We start from the raw sequence: 13,302 nt of genomic DNA on the forward strand, positions 1-13,302 counted from the left end.
GCTACGGAGGAGGCCGGCCGCGCCGCCCGCCGCCCGCGGTCGACGGCCGTTCGGCGCGGCGAACGGTCGATTCCCGCGACGAACGGCGCGACGGCGGGCAGCGCAGCGGCGGGTGTCGCGCGTCGGCACCGCGGCGGATGCGGCGTCAGGACGCGCGTCGCAGCGCGCTCCTCCCGAACTCGGCCCCGAGGCGGCGCGCCTCGTCGTGGGCGGCGCGGCGGCCGGGCTCGGCGTCGGCGACGGCGAGGTTCGGCCGGAACGCGACGGAGTCGACGTCGGTGACGCCGGCCCAGTTCAGCCAGTCCTCGAAGTACGGCCGCTGGAAGTCGCTGCCGAACGCCGGCGGGCGGTCGTCGCCGTAGACCGCGCTGGTGTAGACGACTGCGGCGCGTCGGCCGCGGAGCAGTCCGGTGTACCCGGCCTCGGGGTCGAAGCCGAACACCATGCCCGGCTGGCTGACCACGTCGATGAACTGCTTCGCGATGTAGGGGATCCCGGCGTTCCACATCGGCAGGCTGAAGAGGTACAGGTCGGCGGCGGCGAAGCGTTCGAAGGCGAGGCGGGCGCGGTGCCACGCGACCTGCTGGGTGCCGACGGGCTGCTCGCCCGCGAAGATCCGCATCTTCGCCCCGGCGCCGTCGGGCCCGAACGAGGGGAGCGAGCCGTCCCACAGGTCCCATTCGTCGACGGATGCCGTGGGCTGGGCGGCGCGGAACGCGTCGAGGAAGGTGCGGGCGATGGCGAGCGATTCCGAGTCCTCGCCGCGGGGCGAGGCGGAGATGTGCAGGAGCGTGGTCATGGTCGGCCTTTCCGTGCTGATGTAGATGTGTGCGGACGCACATAAATCAGAACGAGGGCATCGTAACAGATATGTGCGCACGCACATAATCGGGTAGGATCGCCCCATGACGACCGACGCCGAACGCACCTGGGCCGCGGTGCTGCGGCTGCACGCGGCGCTGCTCCCGAGGCTCGACCGCGCGGTGGCGCGCGACGGCGGCATGCCGCTCGCGTGGTACGACGTGCTGCTCGAGCTGCGCGAGGGCGGCGGCCGGCTGACCATGGGACAGCTCGCCGAGCGGGTCGTGCTCAGCCGCACGCGCGTGAGCCGGCTGGTCGACGAGCTCGTGGCCGCCGGCCTCGTCGAGCGCGAACGCCATCCCGACGACGGCCGCTCCGCCTACGCCGTGCTCACGCGCGAGGGCACGCGGCGGTTCCTCGCGGCCGCACGCGTCTACCTGCCCGCGATCGAGCGCGAACTCGCCGGGGTCGATCCCGCGCGCCTGGCGGCGCTCGCCGACGGGCTCGAGGCTGTGCTCGACGACGTCACCGGCCGAGCCTCCGAGGTCGGTTCGCGGCCGGTCAGAACTTGAAGCGGACGCTGCGCACCCGGAGTGCGCCGTCCTCCTCCGCCACCACGCAGCGCACGAGTCCGCTCTGCGTGGCCCCGTCCTCGTCCTCGTAGGTCGCGGTGCCCTGCACGCGGTACCCGCCGTCGGTCTCGATCACCTCGAAGTCCTGCGACACGTCGCCGGCCGTCCGGTCGGGGGAGTCGAGCTCCTCCAGCGCCGCCTCTCGGCACATGGCCGACGCGACCTCCTCGGGGTCGTCGGACTCGGAGGCGTCGACGAGCCCCACGACCAGCGCGACGGCGAGGCCGCCGAGCACCAGCACGGGCACGAGGATGCGCACCCACAGCGGGATGCGCGAGAGCCAGCCGCCTCGTTCGGCGGCCGGGGCGGCGGACCGTCCGGGTTCCGGTTCCATGGCCGAACTCTAGTCCCGCTCGACGGTCGCGACACCCCTTCGAGCGGTGTCAGTATGCAACTGAAGGGTTGCAGAGGCGCGCGATCCCTGCGACCATCGACACATCGCAACCGAGGGGTTGCGATGTCGCCCGAGAGGATGGATCATCATGACCATGACCGACAACCAGCCCGCCGTCGTCGACGACGCGGCGTTCACGGTGCGACGCACCATCCGCATCGAAGCGCCGGTCGAGCGGGTCTGGGCCGCCGTCACCGAACCCGAGCACATCTCCGCGTGGTTCGGCCGCACCGAGCTCGACGCCCGCGGCCCGGGGGCCGAGGGCACGATGACCTTCGCCGGCTACGGCGCCGTGCCGATCCGCGTCGAGGCGATGGACGCCCCGCGGTCGGTGACGTACCGCTGGGGCAACGACGACGCGCTCGGCCGCCTGCCTGACACGCTCGACGAGTCGACCTCGACCGTGTTCACCTTCACGCTCGAACCGCTGGCCGACGGCACGCAGCTCACGGTCGTCGAGACCGGCTTCGAGCGCACCTCCGATCCCGCCGCCAACATGGCCTCGCACGCCGAGGGCTGGGGCTCCGAGCTCGACAAGCTCGTCGACCTGCTCGAGGGCGTCGGCGTCGGGGCGGCCGAGGGCCACTCGTGACCACCGCGACGCTCGTGCCGATGTTCGCCGCGCTCGGCGACGAGACCCGGTGGAGCATCCTGGCCGCCCTCGGCGAGGGCGACGCCTCCGCATCGGCCCTCGCCGGGCGCCTGCCCGTCACGCGGCAGGCGATCGCGAAGCACCTCGCCGTCCTGCAGCAGGTGGGCCTCGTCGAGCCGTTCCGCGTCGGCCGCGAGGTGCGCTACCGGGTGGTCGGATCGCAGCTCAGCGAGACGGCGCGCCGCCTCGACGCGATCGGCGCCGAGTGGGACCGCCGCCTCGCCGTGATCAAGGAGATCGCCGAGGGGCGCTAGGCCGCACGATCGGGACATGGTCATCGAACCTCCGCCTCCCTCCCAGCCGGATCCGCCGGTCGCGCACGATCGTCGTGGCGCCCTCCTGGCCGACGCGCGGGTGCGTGCGGCCGGGCGTCGGCCCGCGGAGCTGCTCGCGCAGTGGCGTCAGGACGACACGGTGGCTCCGTCGGGGGTGGATCAGCGCACCTCCGTCGCTCTCGACGCGTTGGCGCTCGAGGCGGCGCCGGACTACGACGCCCTCCTGCTCTCACCCGTCGCACCGCTCGGGACCGCGTCGCGCCTTGCCCCGACCTCGCAGGACCGGACGCTCTCGACCATCCGTCCGACCGAGGTCGTCTCCGATCCCACCAACGTCCTCGCCCTCGAGGCGGCGCGCCGGCTGCAGGAGGCACCGGGCCGCGATGCACGACTCTGCACCGTGCACCAGGTCCTCCGCATGCAGGCAGCACCCGCGGGCGAGGGGCATACCCGGCACTTCCGGCTGTTCGCGATCGCCGACGCGGGTCGAGCGCGCCCAGAACATGCCTTCGAGGTCGAGGCCGTGATCGCGCAACTCCGCGTCCACCGGCGGGTGCTCGAGCTGGCCGTCGAGCGGCATGGCGCGCGATGCTCGGCACCGCGCGCCGTGGTCCGGTCGGATCGGGCGCATGACGCGCTCGGCGAGCGGACCGCCGTCGCGATCGCCCGGGCGTTCTCCGATGTCGACGTGGTCCGCGCGGCCACCGAGTCTGCATACTACGGCGGCTTCCGGGTCGAGTACGGCGTCCACGATGCCGACGGCTCCTTCGTCGGCCTCGTGGACGCCGGCCGCTTCGACTGGGTCGCCCTGCTCACCAGCGATCGACGCCACCGTTTCGTCGCGTCGGCGATCGGGGTGCAGCTGCTGGCGCTGCTGCTGCCGGGCGCCGGCGCAGGGTCGCGATGAGCCGGTCGGCGTGCCCCAGGCGGCAGACGGCTACCTGCCGGCGGCCGCCTCGGCGTGCGCCGCGAGCCACGCGTCGAACGTCGTCTCCGACAGCTCCGCGCCCGCGCCCGGGGCGAGCTCGTCGCCGTGCAGGAGCGTGCCGAAGTACGGCGCCGCCGGGTCGGCGACGACTTCGCGGCGGTCGCCGCGCGCGTCGAGGCTGCGACGGACGAGGTCCGACATGGCGATCCGCTCGGGTCCGCCGATCTCGACGACGGCGTTGCGCGGAGCGTCCTCGGCGAAGCGGGCGACGGCGGCCGAGACGTCCACGGCGGCCATCGGCTGCATGATGCCGGTCGAGACGCGGGCGACGCCGTCGGTGGTGGCCTCGTCGGCGATGCGCGCGGCGAACTCGTAGAACTGGGTCGCGCGCACGATCGTGTACGGCTGGCCCGACTCTCGGATGAGTCGTTCCTGCGCGACCTTGGCCCGCAGGTAGCCGCTGTCGGGCAGTTCGTCGGTGCCCACGATCGAGAGCGCGACGTGGTGCCCGACGCCGGCTTCGCGTTCGGCCGCAAGCAGCGTGCGCGTCGAGGTCGTGAAGAACGCGAGCACGTCGTCGTCGGCGAACGAGGGCGAGTTCGAGACATCCACGACGACGTCGGCGCCCGCGAGCGCCTCGGCGACGCCGGCGCCCGTGATGGTGTCGACGCCCGAGTTCGGCGAGGCGGCGACCGCCTCGTGCCCGTGCTCGGCGAGCAGCGAGACGACCTTCGAGCCGATGAGGCCGGTGCCTCCGATGACGACGATCTTCATGATCCGGTGCCTTCCGTTGGGGCGGTCGCGGCGATTCCGCGTCCCGTCACCCAGCTCCGACCGGATGGCACGGCGATCCGTGACATCCGGCCGGACCTTGGGTTCCCGGGGGCTCAGTCCTCCTCATCGGCCCAGGTCTGGACGATGACCGCGGACGCGTGGATGCACAGCATCCGCAGCGGGCCGTCGCCGACGTTCTCGAAGCGGTGCCAGACGCCGGTGGGCACGGTCGCGGTGTCGCCGGTGCGGGCGACGATCCGGCGCTCGCCCATGGTGATCTCAGCGGTGCCCTCGAGCACGACCCAGGTCTCGGGGTACGGGTGCCAGTGCAGTCCGGGACCCTGGCCCGGGTCGTTGTCGACGAAGAAGTACGAGACGGCGGCGCCGTGCTCGCGCCCGACGAAGCGGCGGGTGCGGCCCGTGCCGATGCGCAGCGCCTCGGCCGGCACGACGCCGGCGTCGGGCGGCGCCTGCATGGTGGGGGCGAGGGTGATCTCGGCGGCGTTCATGGTGGTCTCCTCTGGGGTTCGGTGCGCGTGCAGCAAGCGTCGCGCGGCGAGCCGACGGCGGTTAGTGTTTCGATGTGGATCGAAACGTCGTCGACTTCAGGCTGGCCGCCGACGACATCTCCGCGATCCGATTCGGCGTCTCACCGGGCCACGAGCTCTGCCACGCGGTCCGCGTGCTGCAGCGTCCGGCGGAGCATCCGCTGCAGTGGGGCTGGCTCCGCAGCGTGCGCGACCGGGTGCCACGCGAGGCGTTCGAGCTCTTCGCCGTCCTCGTGCGCGAGCGCGGGTACTTCCCGGACTTCCTGACCACGACCCCCACGTGGGACCTCGAGCCGCGCGACGAGGCCGCTCGCCTGCGCGCCGTGCCCGACGAGCTCATGCGGGTGGATCTCGGCAAGGTGGTCGCGCGGTCCGAGGGCGCGCGGCGCGACGCGGTGCGCCGGATGCTCGACGACCTGCCGCGCACGCGCGCGATGATGGCCGACGCGTGGCTGGAGCTCTGGTCGGCCCTGCTCGAGCCGGTGTGGCCCCAGCTCGAGCGCATCCTCCGGGCCGACATCGCCGTCCGCGCCCGGCGCATCGCGACGGACGGCATCGCGAGCATGGTCGGCGGGCTGCACCGCACGGTCGGATGGCACGACGGCACGCTGCGGGTCGAGCTCGGGTTCCACTCCGAGGAGCTCGACTGCCGCGGCTCCGGCATCGTGCTCGTGCCCTCGGTGCTCGGCGGGCTCGGCTGCTCGGTGCTCACCGAGCCACCCGCGCAGCCGACGCTCTTCTACCCGGCCGACGGGGTCACCGAGCGATGGGCGGCGGATGTCGCGGCGCGCGACGTCGCGCTCGGCGCCCTCCTCGGCGGTGCTCGCGCGGGCATCCTGCTCGCGGCGCACGAGGCCCGCACCACGTCGCAGGTCGCCGCCGACGCGGGCCTCGCGATCTCGACCGCGTCGCATCACCTCACCGTGCTGCGCGATGCCGGGCTCATCGCGAGCCGGCGCGACGGCGCGCGGATGCTGCACCAGCGCACGCCGCTCGGGGAGGCCCTCGTCGGCACCACGGCGTGAGCAGCGCTCAGGCGTCGGGCATCGACCGGCGTTCGCCGACCGCGCGATCGGCCAGCGGGAACGCGATCGAACCGGCGGCGACCCACCACTCCATCACGTCGTACGCGAGCCGGCCGGCGATGACCGACGGGTCGCCGTCGGAGAGCCGCGCCGCCTCGGCGGGGCCGCACGCGAACACCGACATGCCGCGATAGGACTCGTCGCTCTGCTCGTCGAACGGGCCGTTCGCGACGAGCACCCCTTGGCGTCGCAGCTCGGCCCGGTAGGCGAGGTGCCGGAGCTGGAGCGCGTCGAGCTCCGCCTCGGGCAGGTCGGGCGCGTCGGGCGGGCGTCGCAGGACCACGACGGTCATCACGTCGAAGGCATCGGGGATATCGGGATTGCGCGGCATCCGCTCACGGTACGCCGATCCTCCGATACCGGCGGGCGGATGGCTGCGGGTCCGACCCGTCTGTCACACGCGCATGCGCGGCGGTGTCTGCATGTCGACACGTTCCGAGATCTTGGAGGAGCCATGACCACTGCACGCATCCCCGCCGCCGAACTCACCGGCCCCATCGGCGCACTCGCGAGGTTCGGCGCTCGCCGGATGCTCGGCCGCGTGCCCGACTCGGTCGGCGTGATGTGGCACAACCGCCGGGTGCTGATGGACCTGATGGGCATCGGCCGCAAGTCCGAGCGGTGGAGCGCGCTCGACGCGACCCTCTCGTCGTACGCCGCGATGGCCGCCGCCGCGGCCATCGGCTGCAGCTTCTGCCTCGACTTCCACTACTTCCTCGCGCACGACCACGGCCTCGACGAGGCGAAGGCGCGCGAGGTGCCGCGTTGGCGCGAGTCATCCGTCTTCACGCCGCTCGAGCGCCGGGTGATGGAGTACGCCGAGGCCATGTGCGAGACGCCCGTCGCGGTCACCGACGAGTTGTCCGACGCGCTGCTCGCCGAGCTCGGACCGGCCGCGCTGGTCGAATTGAGCGCGAAGGTCGGCCTGATGAACGCGACCGCGCGCGGCAACATCGCGCTCGGCATCCGGTCCGAGCACTTCGCGGATGCCTGCGGGCTCCCGCCGCTCGCGAGCCGGTCAACCGCGGCCGACGTCGTCGGCGGCGCGGCGTAGGGTGACCGTGATGACCACCGACCCGTTCGTCACCCACCGCAACCTGCTCTTCACGGTCGCGTACGAGCTGCTCGGCTCGGCGGCCGACGCCGAGGACGTGCTGCAGGAGTCGTGGCTCCGCTGGGCGTCCGCCGACCGTGCCGAGGTGCGCGACGCGCGTGCGTACCTCGTGCGCATCGTGACGCGGCAGTCGTTGAACCACCTGCGCACGCTGTCGCGCCGCCGCGAGGACTACGTCGGCGAGTGGCTGCCCGAGCCGGTGCTGACGAGCCCTGATGTCGCGGCCGACGTCGAGCTCGCCGAGAGCCTGTCGATGGCCACGCTCACCGTACTCGAGACGCTCGGCCCCGCCGAGCGTGCGGTGTTCGTGCTGCGCGAGGTGTTCGACGTGCCGTACGACGAGATCGCCGACGCGGTCGGCAAGTCGCCCGCGGCGGTGCGCCAGATCGCCCACCGGGCCAAGGAGCACGTCGCGGCCCGGCGGCCGCGCGTCCACGTCGCGCCGAGCGAGCAGGAGCAGGTGCTCGAGCGGTTCATCACGGCCTTCAACACCGGCGAGCTGCAGGGGCTCATGGACGTCCTCGCCCCCGACGTCGTGGCGATCGCCGACGGCGGCGGCAAGGTGCGCGGCGCCGCGCGGCGACCCATCGTCGGCGCGGGCAAGCTCGTCGCCTACCTGCGCGGCGGCCTCGAGAAGTGGGGGGTGCGTCCGGTCGCGAGGCTGGCCTGGGTCAACGGCGCGCCGGGCGTGCGGGTCGAGCTCGACGGCGAGGTCGCGGCCGTGCTGAGCGTGACGGTCGAGGACGGCCGCGTGACGCGCGTCTACTCGGTCGCGAACCCCGACAAGCTCGCCCGCATCGATGCCGAGGCGCCGCTCGAGCGCTGACGGCGGGGCGGCGACTCCGTCACAATGGAACCGATGCGAAGGGGTTCCGACATGGCCGACCACACGACCGATCCGACGACGGATGCCGCGGCGCCGGCGCATCCGGACGCCGCGGGCGTGGCGCACGGGCCCGGCCATCACGCCCTCGGCTGCCCCGAGTGCTTCGAGGAGCTCCAGCGCAACCACGACTGGTGGAAGGCGCGGCCCGAGCGCTCGCGCCTCGTCGGGCTCGTCGTGCTGCGCGACGACATGCCGCCGATCCTCGAGCAGCGCACCGACCTCACGAGGTTCGGCGTGCAGATCCTCGACTTCCGCTATCCCACGCCCGACGCGCCGGAGTCCTGGGAGCAGCGGCTCGCGCGCCTGTTCGAGACGCTCCGGGCGGGCGACGTGCTGGTGGTCGCGAACGAGCGCGCACTCGGCCGCACGGCCGACGAGGTGGCCCGCACCATCCGCGCCCTGCGTCGCCACGACCTCGTCGTGAAGGTGCTGAGCCACGGCGCCCCGCACCTGGAGGACGCCCGGGCGTGACCTCCGACCGGGACATCGCCCGCTGGCGGCTGCACTCGCAGCGGCTTGCGGACCCGGTCGACGGCGCCGACGCGGTGGTGTCGACGCTGCTGGGCGTGCAGGCCGAGAACCCGTCCCAGTCGGCGTGGGCGGTCGCGGCGCGGACCACGAACCCGACGCAGGAGGACCTCGCCGGTGCGCTCGCGAGCGGACGAGTGCTGCGCACGCACGTGTTGCGGCCGACGTGGCACTACGTGCGGGCCGAGGACTCGGCGTGGCTGCTCGAGCTCACGGCGCCGCGCGTGCTGCCCGTCATTCAGCAGCAGCTGCGGGCCCTGGCCGACCGGCTCACCCGCCTGACCGACGAGGTCCTGTCGATCCTCGCCGAGCGGCCCGATCGCACGCGCGGCGAGCTCGCGGGCGAGCTCGAGGCGCGGGGAAGCGGGCTCACGGGCCAGCAGCTGATGCTGCTGCTCGCCCGACTCGAACTGCGCGCCCTCATCTGCAGCGGGGTTCCGGCCGACGGGGAGCACACCTACGCCCTCTTCTCGGAGCGCGTCCGCGCACCGCGAAGGCTCGATCGCGACGAGGCGCTCGCCGAGCTGGCGCTGCGCTACTTCACCTCGCACGGCCCCGCCACCGAACGCGATCTCGCGTACTGGGCCACGCTCACCCTGACGGACGTCCGCCGGGGCATCGCGGGGGCGTGCGACCGGCTGAGCTCGTTCGAGCACGACGGCCGGGTCTTCCTGCATGCGCCCGGTGACGCCCAGGTCTCCGCCGCCCCATCCGGCCACCTGTTGCAGGTGCTCGACGAGATGTACCGCGGCTACCAGGACTCGCGTTCCGTCATCGATGCCGAGCGCCTGCTGCCGGATGGTCGTGAGACGGCGCTCGGCATGGCCCTCGTCGACGCCCAGCTCGTCGCCGGCATGCGGCGCACCGTCAGCCGGAATGTCGTCACGTTCGGGCTCGAGCCGCATCGCGCGCTGCGGACGGCGGAGCTGGCATCCCTCCGCGAGGCGGCCGACCGATACGGCGCGTTCCTCGGGCTGGAGTCGCGCGTGGAGGTCAGGGCCTAGGGCTCGTCGATCAGCCTGATCACCCGGCGGTGGACGTCTTCCATCGCGTCATCCGGGATCTCCTCCGTGATCCACGGGCCGGTGCCCTCGCTCGGATCGACGATGCCCTGCTCGAGCCAGGCGTAGCGGCCGTCGAGCACGCGCTCCGCGAGGCGTTCGTCGTCGGCGTCGGTGTTGCGCCACAGTTCGTCGAGCAGGCGCTCGGTGCGGTGCCGGGACTGTGCGGCGAAGGTGTCGGCGAGCTGGAAGGCCGACTTCGCGTGCTCCGGCGCGTCGGCGGCGATCATGGCGGCGCGCACGCACGACGCCGACACGGCGAACAGCTCGGCGCCGATGTCGACCACGCGCGCGAGGAATCCCTGCCGGTGCTCGAGGGCGCCCTGCCAGCGCGCCATGCCGTAGAACGTCTCGCGGGCCAGCTTGCGGCTCGTGCGCTCGACGTACCGCAGGTGGGGCGCGAGCGCGCCGAACTCGCCGTAGGCCGCGGGCAGGTCGCCCGCGCCGGCGACGAGCTGCGGCAGCCAGCGCGCGTAGAACCCGCTCGCCGATGCGGCGGCCCTGACCTTGGCGGCGAGATCGAGCTTCGGATCGATGAGGTCGCCGGCCGCGGTGAGGTGGGCGTCGACGGCCTCGCGGGCGATGAGCAGCCGCATGATCTCGGTCGAGCCCTCGAAGATCCGGTTGATCCGCATGTCGCGGAGCACCTGCTCGGCGGCGACGGCGCGCTCGCCTCGCGCGGCGAGCGACGCGGCGGTCTCGAATCCGCGTCCGCCGCGGATCTGCACGAGCTCGTCGGCGATGCGCCATCCCATCTCGGAGGCCCACATCTTCGCGAGGGCCGCCTCTATGCGGATGTCCTTGCGGTCCTCGTCGGCGAGCACGCCCGAGAGATCGACCACCGCCTCGAGCGCGAAGGTCGTCGCCGCGATGAACGCGACCTTGTGGGCGACCGCGGCGTGGCCGCCGATCGGATGGCCCCACTGCACGCGCGCCTGCGACCACTCCCGGGCGATCTTCAGGCTCCATTTCGCCGTGCCGGCGCAGATCGCGGGGATTGCGAGCCGGCCGGCGTTGAGCGTGGTCAGCGCGATCTTGAGCCCCTGGCCCTCCCGGCCGATGAGGTTCTCGCGCGGGACGCGGACCCCGCGGAGCGTGGTGAGCCCGTTCTCGATCCCGCGCAGCCCCATGAACGCGTTGCGGCGGTGCACCGTGATGCCCGGGTCGTCGGCCTCGACGACGAACGCCGAGATCCCGCCCGGGTGCCCATCGGACTTCGGCACACGCGCCATGACGACCAGCAGTTCGGCGACGGGCCCGTTGGTGGTCCACAGCTTCGTGCCGTCGAGGACGTACGCTGCGCCGTCCTCCGTCGGCACCGCGGTGGCCCGCAGGCGCGCGGGATCCGACCCGACCTCGGGCTCGGTCAGCAGGAAGGCGCTGATGGCGCCACGGGCGCACCGCGGCAGGTACCGGCGCTTCTGCGCGTCGGTGCCCGCGAGCTTGAGCGGCTCGGGGACGCCCACCGATTGGTGCGAGGAGAGCAGCGCGCCGAGGCTCGCGTTGACCGAGCCGATCAGCACGAGCGCACGGTTGTAGTGGTACTGCCCGAGCCCGAGGCCGCCGTACTCGACCGGGATCTTCATGCCGAACGCCCCGAGCTCGGCGAGCCCTTCGAACACCTCGTCGGGGATGCGCGCCTCGCGCTCGATGCGCGGGGCGTCGACGGTGCGCAGGAAGGACTCGAGGCCGGCCAGGAAGGCGTCGCCGCGTTCGACGCGACCGGGATCGGATCGGGGATGCGGATGGATGAGCGACAGGTCGAACCGCCCGAGGTACAGGCCCCGGGCGAAGCTCGGCTTCTGCCACTCCCGCTCGCGGGCGGCTTCGGCGACGGCCCGCGACTGCTGCGCGTCGACGTGCGGCGGCGCGGCGCCCCGACGGTCGGCGGACCGGGCGGACTCGTTGGACTCGGTGGCGCTCACGCGGACCTCCTCGTTGAGGCCCAATGTACGCCCGGGCCGGCGGCATCGGAACGGGCTTGCCGGCGTCCGCGAGGGCCGCCACTCGGTAGCGTGGACCCATGCACGGTGAGGTCGACGCGACGTCGAGCATGGGGCGCGGCTTCGACGTGCTCTCCGCGCTCGCGGCGCTCACGAGCGTTGCGCCGTTCAGCGCGACCGTCTCGGCCGTGGCGGCGCGGCTGCAGCGCGACCGGTCGCAGGTCTCGCGCACGCTGGCCTCCCTCGAAGCCCTCGGCCTGGTCGTGCGCGGCGACGACCGCGCCTACCGGCTCGGCTGGGACTGGTACGCCGCCGCGCAGGAGCTCACCGACCGGCGGCTCCGCGTCGACGGGATCGACGTGCTCGAGCGGCTCAGCTCCGCCGCCGACGAGGCCTGCTTCCTCGGCGCGCTCGCCGGCGACCGCACGGTCACGATCGTCGAGAGCGTGCCGCCGTCGTCGCGCATGATCGGCTCGTGGATCGGCCGCGCCTACCCCGCCTACTGCAGCGACGCGGGGCAGGCGGTGCTGTGGGACGCCGACGACGACGAGGTGCGGGCGGTGCTCGCGGGCACCCGGTTCGCATCGGCGGGGCCCAACGCGCCGACCTCGGCCGACGACTTCCTCGAGCGCCTGCACGCCGCGCGCGCGCGGGGGTTCGCGATCGTCGACGAGGAGGCCGAGCCGGGCCTCTACTCGGTCTCGGCGCCCGTCCACGACTTCCGTCGCGAGGTGGTCGCGGCCGTGCAGGTCGTGGGGGAGCGCGTCGCGCTCGCGCCGCGCACCGCGGAGCTCGGGGCGCTGTGCGTCGAGGCGGCGGACGAGCTCTCGCGACGACTCGGGGCGACCGTCGAGGCGGATCGGCCCGACGCCGGGGCCTGAGCGGGTCGCGTCAGTGCGCCTCGACGACCGCGGCGAGTCGCGCCGCGGCATGCGTCGTCGCCTCGACGAGCGTCTCGACGTGGTCGCGATCGCGCGATGAGCTGCTGACGCTGATCGCCGCAACGACGGCGTCGCGAGCGTCGCGGATCGGCAGCGCGAGCTCGAGCACGCCGTCGTCGTACTCGTCCTCGGCGCGGATGATCCCCGCGGCGCGGTCGCGGCGCATCAGCGCGTCGAGTTCGGTGACCGACCGGGCGCCGCCCGGGCCGCCGACGCCGACGAACTGGACGTCGGCGAGGAGTGCCTCGAGCTCGCCGGCGCCGTGGTCCCAGAGCAGCGCACGACCGGCACCCGTCGACCACACGGGGGTGATCATGCCGGAATGCACGGCCGCGTCGGCCGCTCCGGCGCCGGCCTCGAAGCGGAGCAGGATGGCCCGCACGCCGTCGCGACCCGTGATGCGCGCCGTCACCGGGAACCGCGCCGCGATCGATCGCAGCAGCGGCCGGGACGCCCGGAGCAGCGGCTCCTGCAGTGCGGCGGCGACGGAGAGGAAGCGGTCGCCCGCGCGGAAGACCTGGGCGTCGTCGCGTTCGAGGTACTCGAGGTCGCGCAGCTCACGGGTCAGGCGTGAGACGCGGCTCCGCTCGATGCCCGCGGTGTCGGCGAGCCGTGACGCCGTGTAGCCGGGCCGGCCGGAGCGTTCGCGCTCGACCGCGATCTCGACGAGCCGCAACCCCTGCGCGAGCGAGGACGGGATCTGCATGCGCTCGACTCCTCACCGGTCGGGGGACCGACTC

Annotated in this window: 17 protein-coding genes; 10 read left to right on the plus strand and 7 right to left on the minus strand. The window is 73.5% G+C overall.

Annotated features, from left to right (window positions below; genetic code table 11):
• Positions 1–145 precede the first annotated feature (145 nt).
• Positions 146–799: an FMN-dependent NADH-azoreductase gene (locus JOD46_RS05540; protein WP_204392297.1), complete on the minus strand. Its 654-nt coding sequence runs from the start codon at positions 797–799 to the stop codon at positions 146–148.
• Between the two features lie 106 nt (positions 800–905).
• Between JOD46_RS05540 and JOD46_RS05545 the strand changes: the two genes are divergently transcribed.
• Positions 906–1,373, plus strand: coding sequence for a MarR family winged helix-turn-helix transcriptional regulator (locus JOD46_RS05545; RefSeq protein ID WP_204392300.1), 468 nt, complete (start codon positions 906–908; stop codon positions 1,371–1,373).
• Here the strand turns inward: JOD46_RS05545 and JOD46_RS05550 are convergent.
• Positions 1,363–1,767, minus strand: coding sequence for a hypothetical protein (locus JOD46_RS05550; protein ID WP_204392302.1), 405 nt, complete (start codon positions 1,765–1,767; stop codon positions 1,363–1,365). The genes JOD46_RS05545 and JOD46_RS05550 overlap by 11 nt on opposite strands.
• Positions 1,768–1,915: 148 nt before the next feature.
• Here JOD46_RS05550 and JOD46_RS05555 point away from each other — a divergent pair, with 148 nt between their 5' ends.
• From JOD46_RS05555 to JOD46_RS05565, 3 genes are read left to right on the plus strand one after another with little or no spacing between them, the layout of a single operon-like run.
• Positions 1,916–2,419 (plus strand): SRPBCC family protein, encoded by a 504-nt coding sequence (locus tag JOD46_RS05555; protein ID WP_204392304.1) that lies wholly within the window; start codon positions 1,916–1,918, stop codon positions 2,417–2,419.
• Positions 2,416–2,733 (plus strand): ArsR/SmtB family transcription factor, encoded by a 318-nt coding sequence (locus JOD46_RS05560; protein WP_307834920.1) that lies wholly within the window; start codon positions 2,416–2,418, stop codon positions 2,731–2,733. Before JOD46_RS05555 ends, JOD46_RS05560 begins: the two co-directional genes overlap by 4 nt.
• Positions 2,734–2,749: 16 nt before the next feature.
• A complete protein-coding gene (locus JOD46_RS05565; RefSeq protein WP_204392306.1) occupies positions 2,750–3,661 on the plus strand; it encodes a hypothetical protein in 912 nt (303 codons plus the stop codon).
• A 30-nt stretch (positions 3,662–3,691) separates the two neighbouring features.
• On the opposite strand, the gene JOD46_RS05570 is transcribed toward JOD46_RS05565, so the two are convergent.
• A complete protein-coding gene (locus JOD46_RS05570) occupies positions 3,692–4,456 on the minus strand; it encodes an SDR family oxidoreductase (RefSeq protein ID WP_204392309.1) in 765 nt (254 codons plus the stop codon).
• Positions 4,457–4,569: 113 nt separating this feature from the next.
• On the minus strand, positions 4,570–4,965 hold the full coding sequence (locus JOD46_RS05575; RefSeq protein ID WP_239562594.1) for a cupin domain-containing protein: 396 nt from the start codon (positions 4,963–4,965) through the stop codon (positions 4,570–4,572).
• Between the two features lie 74 nt (positions 4,966–5,039).
• Between JOD46_RS05575 and JOD46_RS05580 the strand changes: the two genes are divergently transcribed.
• Positions 5,040–6,029, plus strand: a complete 990-nt coding sequence (locus tag JOD46_RS05580) for an ArsR/SmtB family transcription factor (RefSeq protein WP_204392311.1) — start codon at positions 5,040–5,042, stop codon at positions 6,027–6,029.
• A 7-nt stretch (positions 6,030–6,036) separates the two neighbouring features.
• On the opposite strand, the gene JOD46_RS05585 is transcribed toward JOD46_RS05580, so the two are convergent.
• Entirely contained in the window at positions 6,037–6,420 is a 384-nt protein-coding gene (locus tag JOD46_RS05585; protein WP_204392313.1) for a YciI family protein, read from the minus strand.
• Between the two features lie 123 nt (positions 6,421–6,543).
• Here JOD46_RS05585 and JOD46_RS05590 point away from each other — a divergent pair, with 123 nt between their 5' ends.
• From JOD46_RS05590 to JOD46_RS05605, 4 genes are read left to right on the plus strand one after another with little or no spacing between them, the layout of a single operon-like run.
• Positions 6,544–7,143 carry a carboxymuconolactone decarboxylase family protein gene (locus JOD46_RS05590; protein WP_204392315.1) on the plus strand — a complete coding sequence of 200 codons (600 nt, stop codon included), beginning with the start codon at positions 6,544–6,546 and terminating at the stop codon, positions 7,141–7,143.
• Positions 7,144–7,153: 10 nt separating this feature from the next.
• Complete coding sequence (locus JOD46_RS05595) at positions 7,154–8,029, plus strand: RNA polymerase sigma-70 factor (protein WP_204392317.1); 876 nt, start codon at positions 7,154–7,156, stop codon at positions 8,027–8,029.
• Between the two features lie 51 nt (positions 8,030–8,080).
• Complete coding sequence (locus tag JOD46_RS05600) at positions 8,081–8,560, plus strand: recombinase family protein (RefSeq protein ID WP_204392319.1); 480 nt, start codon at positions 8,081–8,083, stop codon at positions 8,558–8,560.
• The gene (locus JOD46_RS05605; protein ID WP_204392321.1) at positions 8,557–9,621 is read left to right on the plus strand and encodes a winged helix DNA-binding domain-containing protein; all 1,065 of its coding nucleotides are present in this window, start codon (positions 8,557–8,559) and stop codon (positions 9,619–9,621) included. The genes JOD46_RS05600 and JOD46_RS05605 overlap by 4 nt, the downstream gene beginning before the upstream one ends.
• Here the strand turns inward: JOD46_RS05605 and JOD46_RS05610 are convergent.
• On the minus strand, positions 9,618–11,603 hold the full coding sequence (locus JOD46_RS05610; RefSeq protein ID WP_204392323.1) for an acyl-CoA dehydrogenase family protein: 1,986 nt from the start codon (positions 11,601–11,603) through the stop codon (positions 9,618–9,620). The genes JOD46_RS05605 and JOD46_RS05610 overlap by 4 nt on opposite strands.
• Before the next feature lie 98 nt (positions 11,604–11,701).
• On the opposite strand from JOD46_RS05610, the gene JOD46_RS05615 reads away from it, so the two are divergent.
• The gene (locus tag JOD46_RS05615; protein ID WP_204392325.1) at positions 11,702–12,502 is read left to right on the plus strand and encodes an IclR family transcriptional regulator; all 801 of its coding nucleotides are present in this window, start codon (positions 11,702–11,704) and stop codon (positions 12,500–12,502) included.
• Positions 12,503–12,512: 10 nt separating this feature from the next.
• Here JOD46_RS05615 and JOD46_RS05620 read toward each other — a convergent pair whose 3' ends face one another.
• Positions 12,513–13,268, minus strand: coding sequence for an IclR family transcriptional regulator domain-containing protein (locus JOD46_RS05620; protein WP_204392327.1), 756 nt, complete (start codon positions 13,266–13,268; stop codon positions 12,513–12,515).
• Positions 13,269–13,302: the final 34 nt, after the last annotated feature.

The sequence above is a fragment of the Agromyces aurantiacus genome (genome assembly GCF_016907355.1).
In the GTDB taxonomy this organism is placed as follows: Bacteria; Actinomycetota; Actinomycetes; order Actinomycetales; family Microbacteriaceae; genus Agromyces; species Agromyces aurantiacus.

Bases quoted from the DNA above. Each gene is read 5' to 3' on its own strand.
- JOD46_RS05540 (WP_204392297.1), bottom strand. From the start codon at position 799: ATGACCACGCTCCTGCACATCTCCGCCTCGCCCCGCGGCGAGGACTCG.
- JOD46_RS05545 (WP_204392300.1), top strand. From the start codon at position 906: ATGACGACCGACGCCGAACGCACCTGGGCCGCGGTGCTGCGGCTGCAC.
- JOD46_RS05550 (WP_204392302.1), bottom strand. From the start codon at position 1,767: ATGGAACCGGAACCCGGACGGTCCGCCGCCCCGGCCGCCGAACGAGGC.
- JOD46_RS05555 (WP_204392304.1), top strand. From the start codon at position 1,916: ATGACCATGACCGACAACCAGCCCGCCGTCGTCGACGACGCGGCGTTC.
- JOD46_RS05565 (WP_204392306.1), top strand. From the start codon at position 2,750: ATGGTCATCGAACCTCCGCCTCCCTCCCAGCCGGATCCGCCGGTCGCG.
- JOD46_RS05570 (WP_204392309.1), bottom strand. From the start codon at position 4,456: ATGAAGATCGTCGTCATCGGAGGCACCGGCCTCATCGGCTCGAAGGTC.
- JOD46_RS05575 (WP_239562594.1), bottom strand. From the start codon at position 4,965: ATGAACGCCGCCGAGATCACCCTCGCCCCCACCATGCAGGCGCCGCCC.
- JOD46_RS05585 (WP_204392313.1), bottom strand. From the start codon at position 6,420: ATGCCGCGCAATCCCGATATCCCCGATGCCTTCGACGTGATGACCGTC.
- JOD46_RS05590 (WP_204392315.1), top strand. From the start codon at position 6,544: ATGACCACTGCACGCATCCCCGCCGCCGAACTCACCGGCCCCATCGGC.
- JOD46_RS05595 (WP_204392317.1), top strand. From the start codon at position 7,154: ATGACCACCGACCCGTTCGTCACCCACCGCAACCTGCTCTTCACGGTC.
- JOD46_RS05600 (WP_204392319.1), top strand. From the start codon at position 8,081: ATGGCCGACCACACGACCGATCCGACGACGGATGCCGCGGCGCCGGCG.
- JOD46_RS05615 (WP_204392325.1), top strand. From the start codon at position 11,702: ATGCACGGTGAGGTCGACGCGACGTCGAGCATGGGGCGCGGCTTCGAC.
- JOD46_RS05620 (WP_204392327.1), bottom strand. From the start codon at position 13,268: ATGCAGATCCCGTCCTCGCTCGCGCAGGGGTTGCGGCTCGTCGAGATC.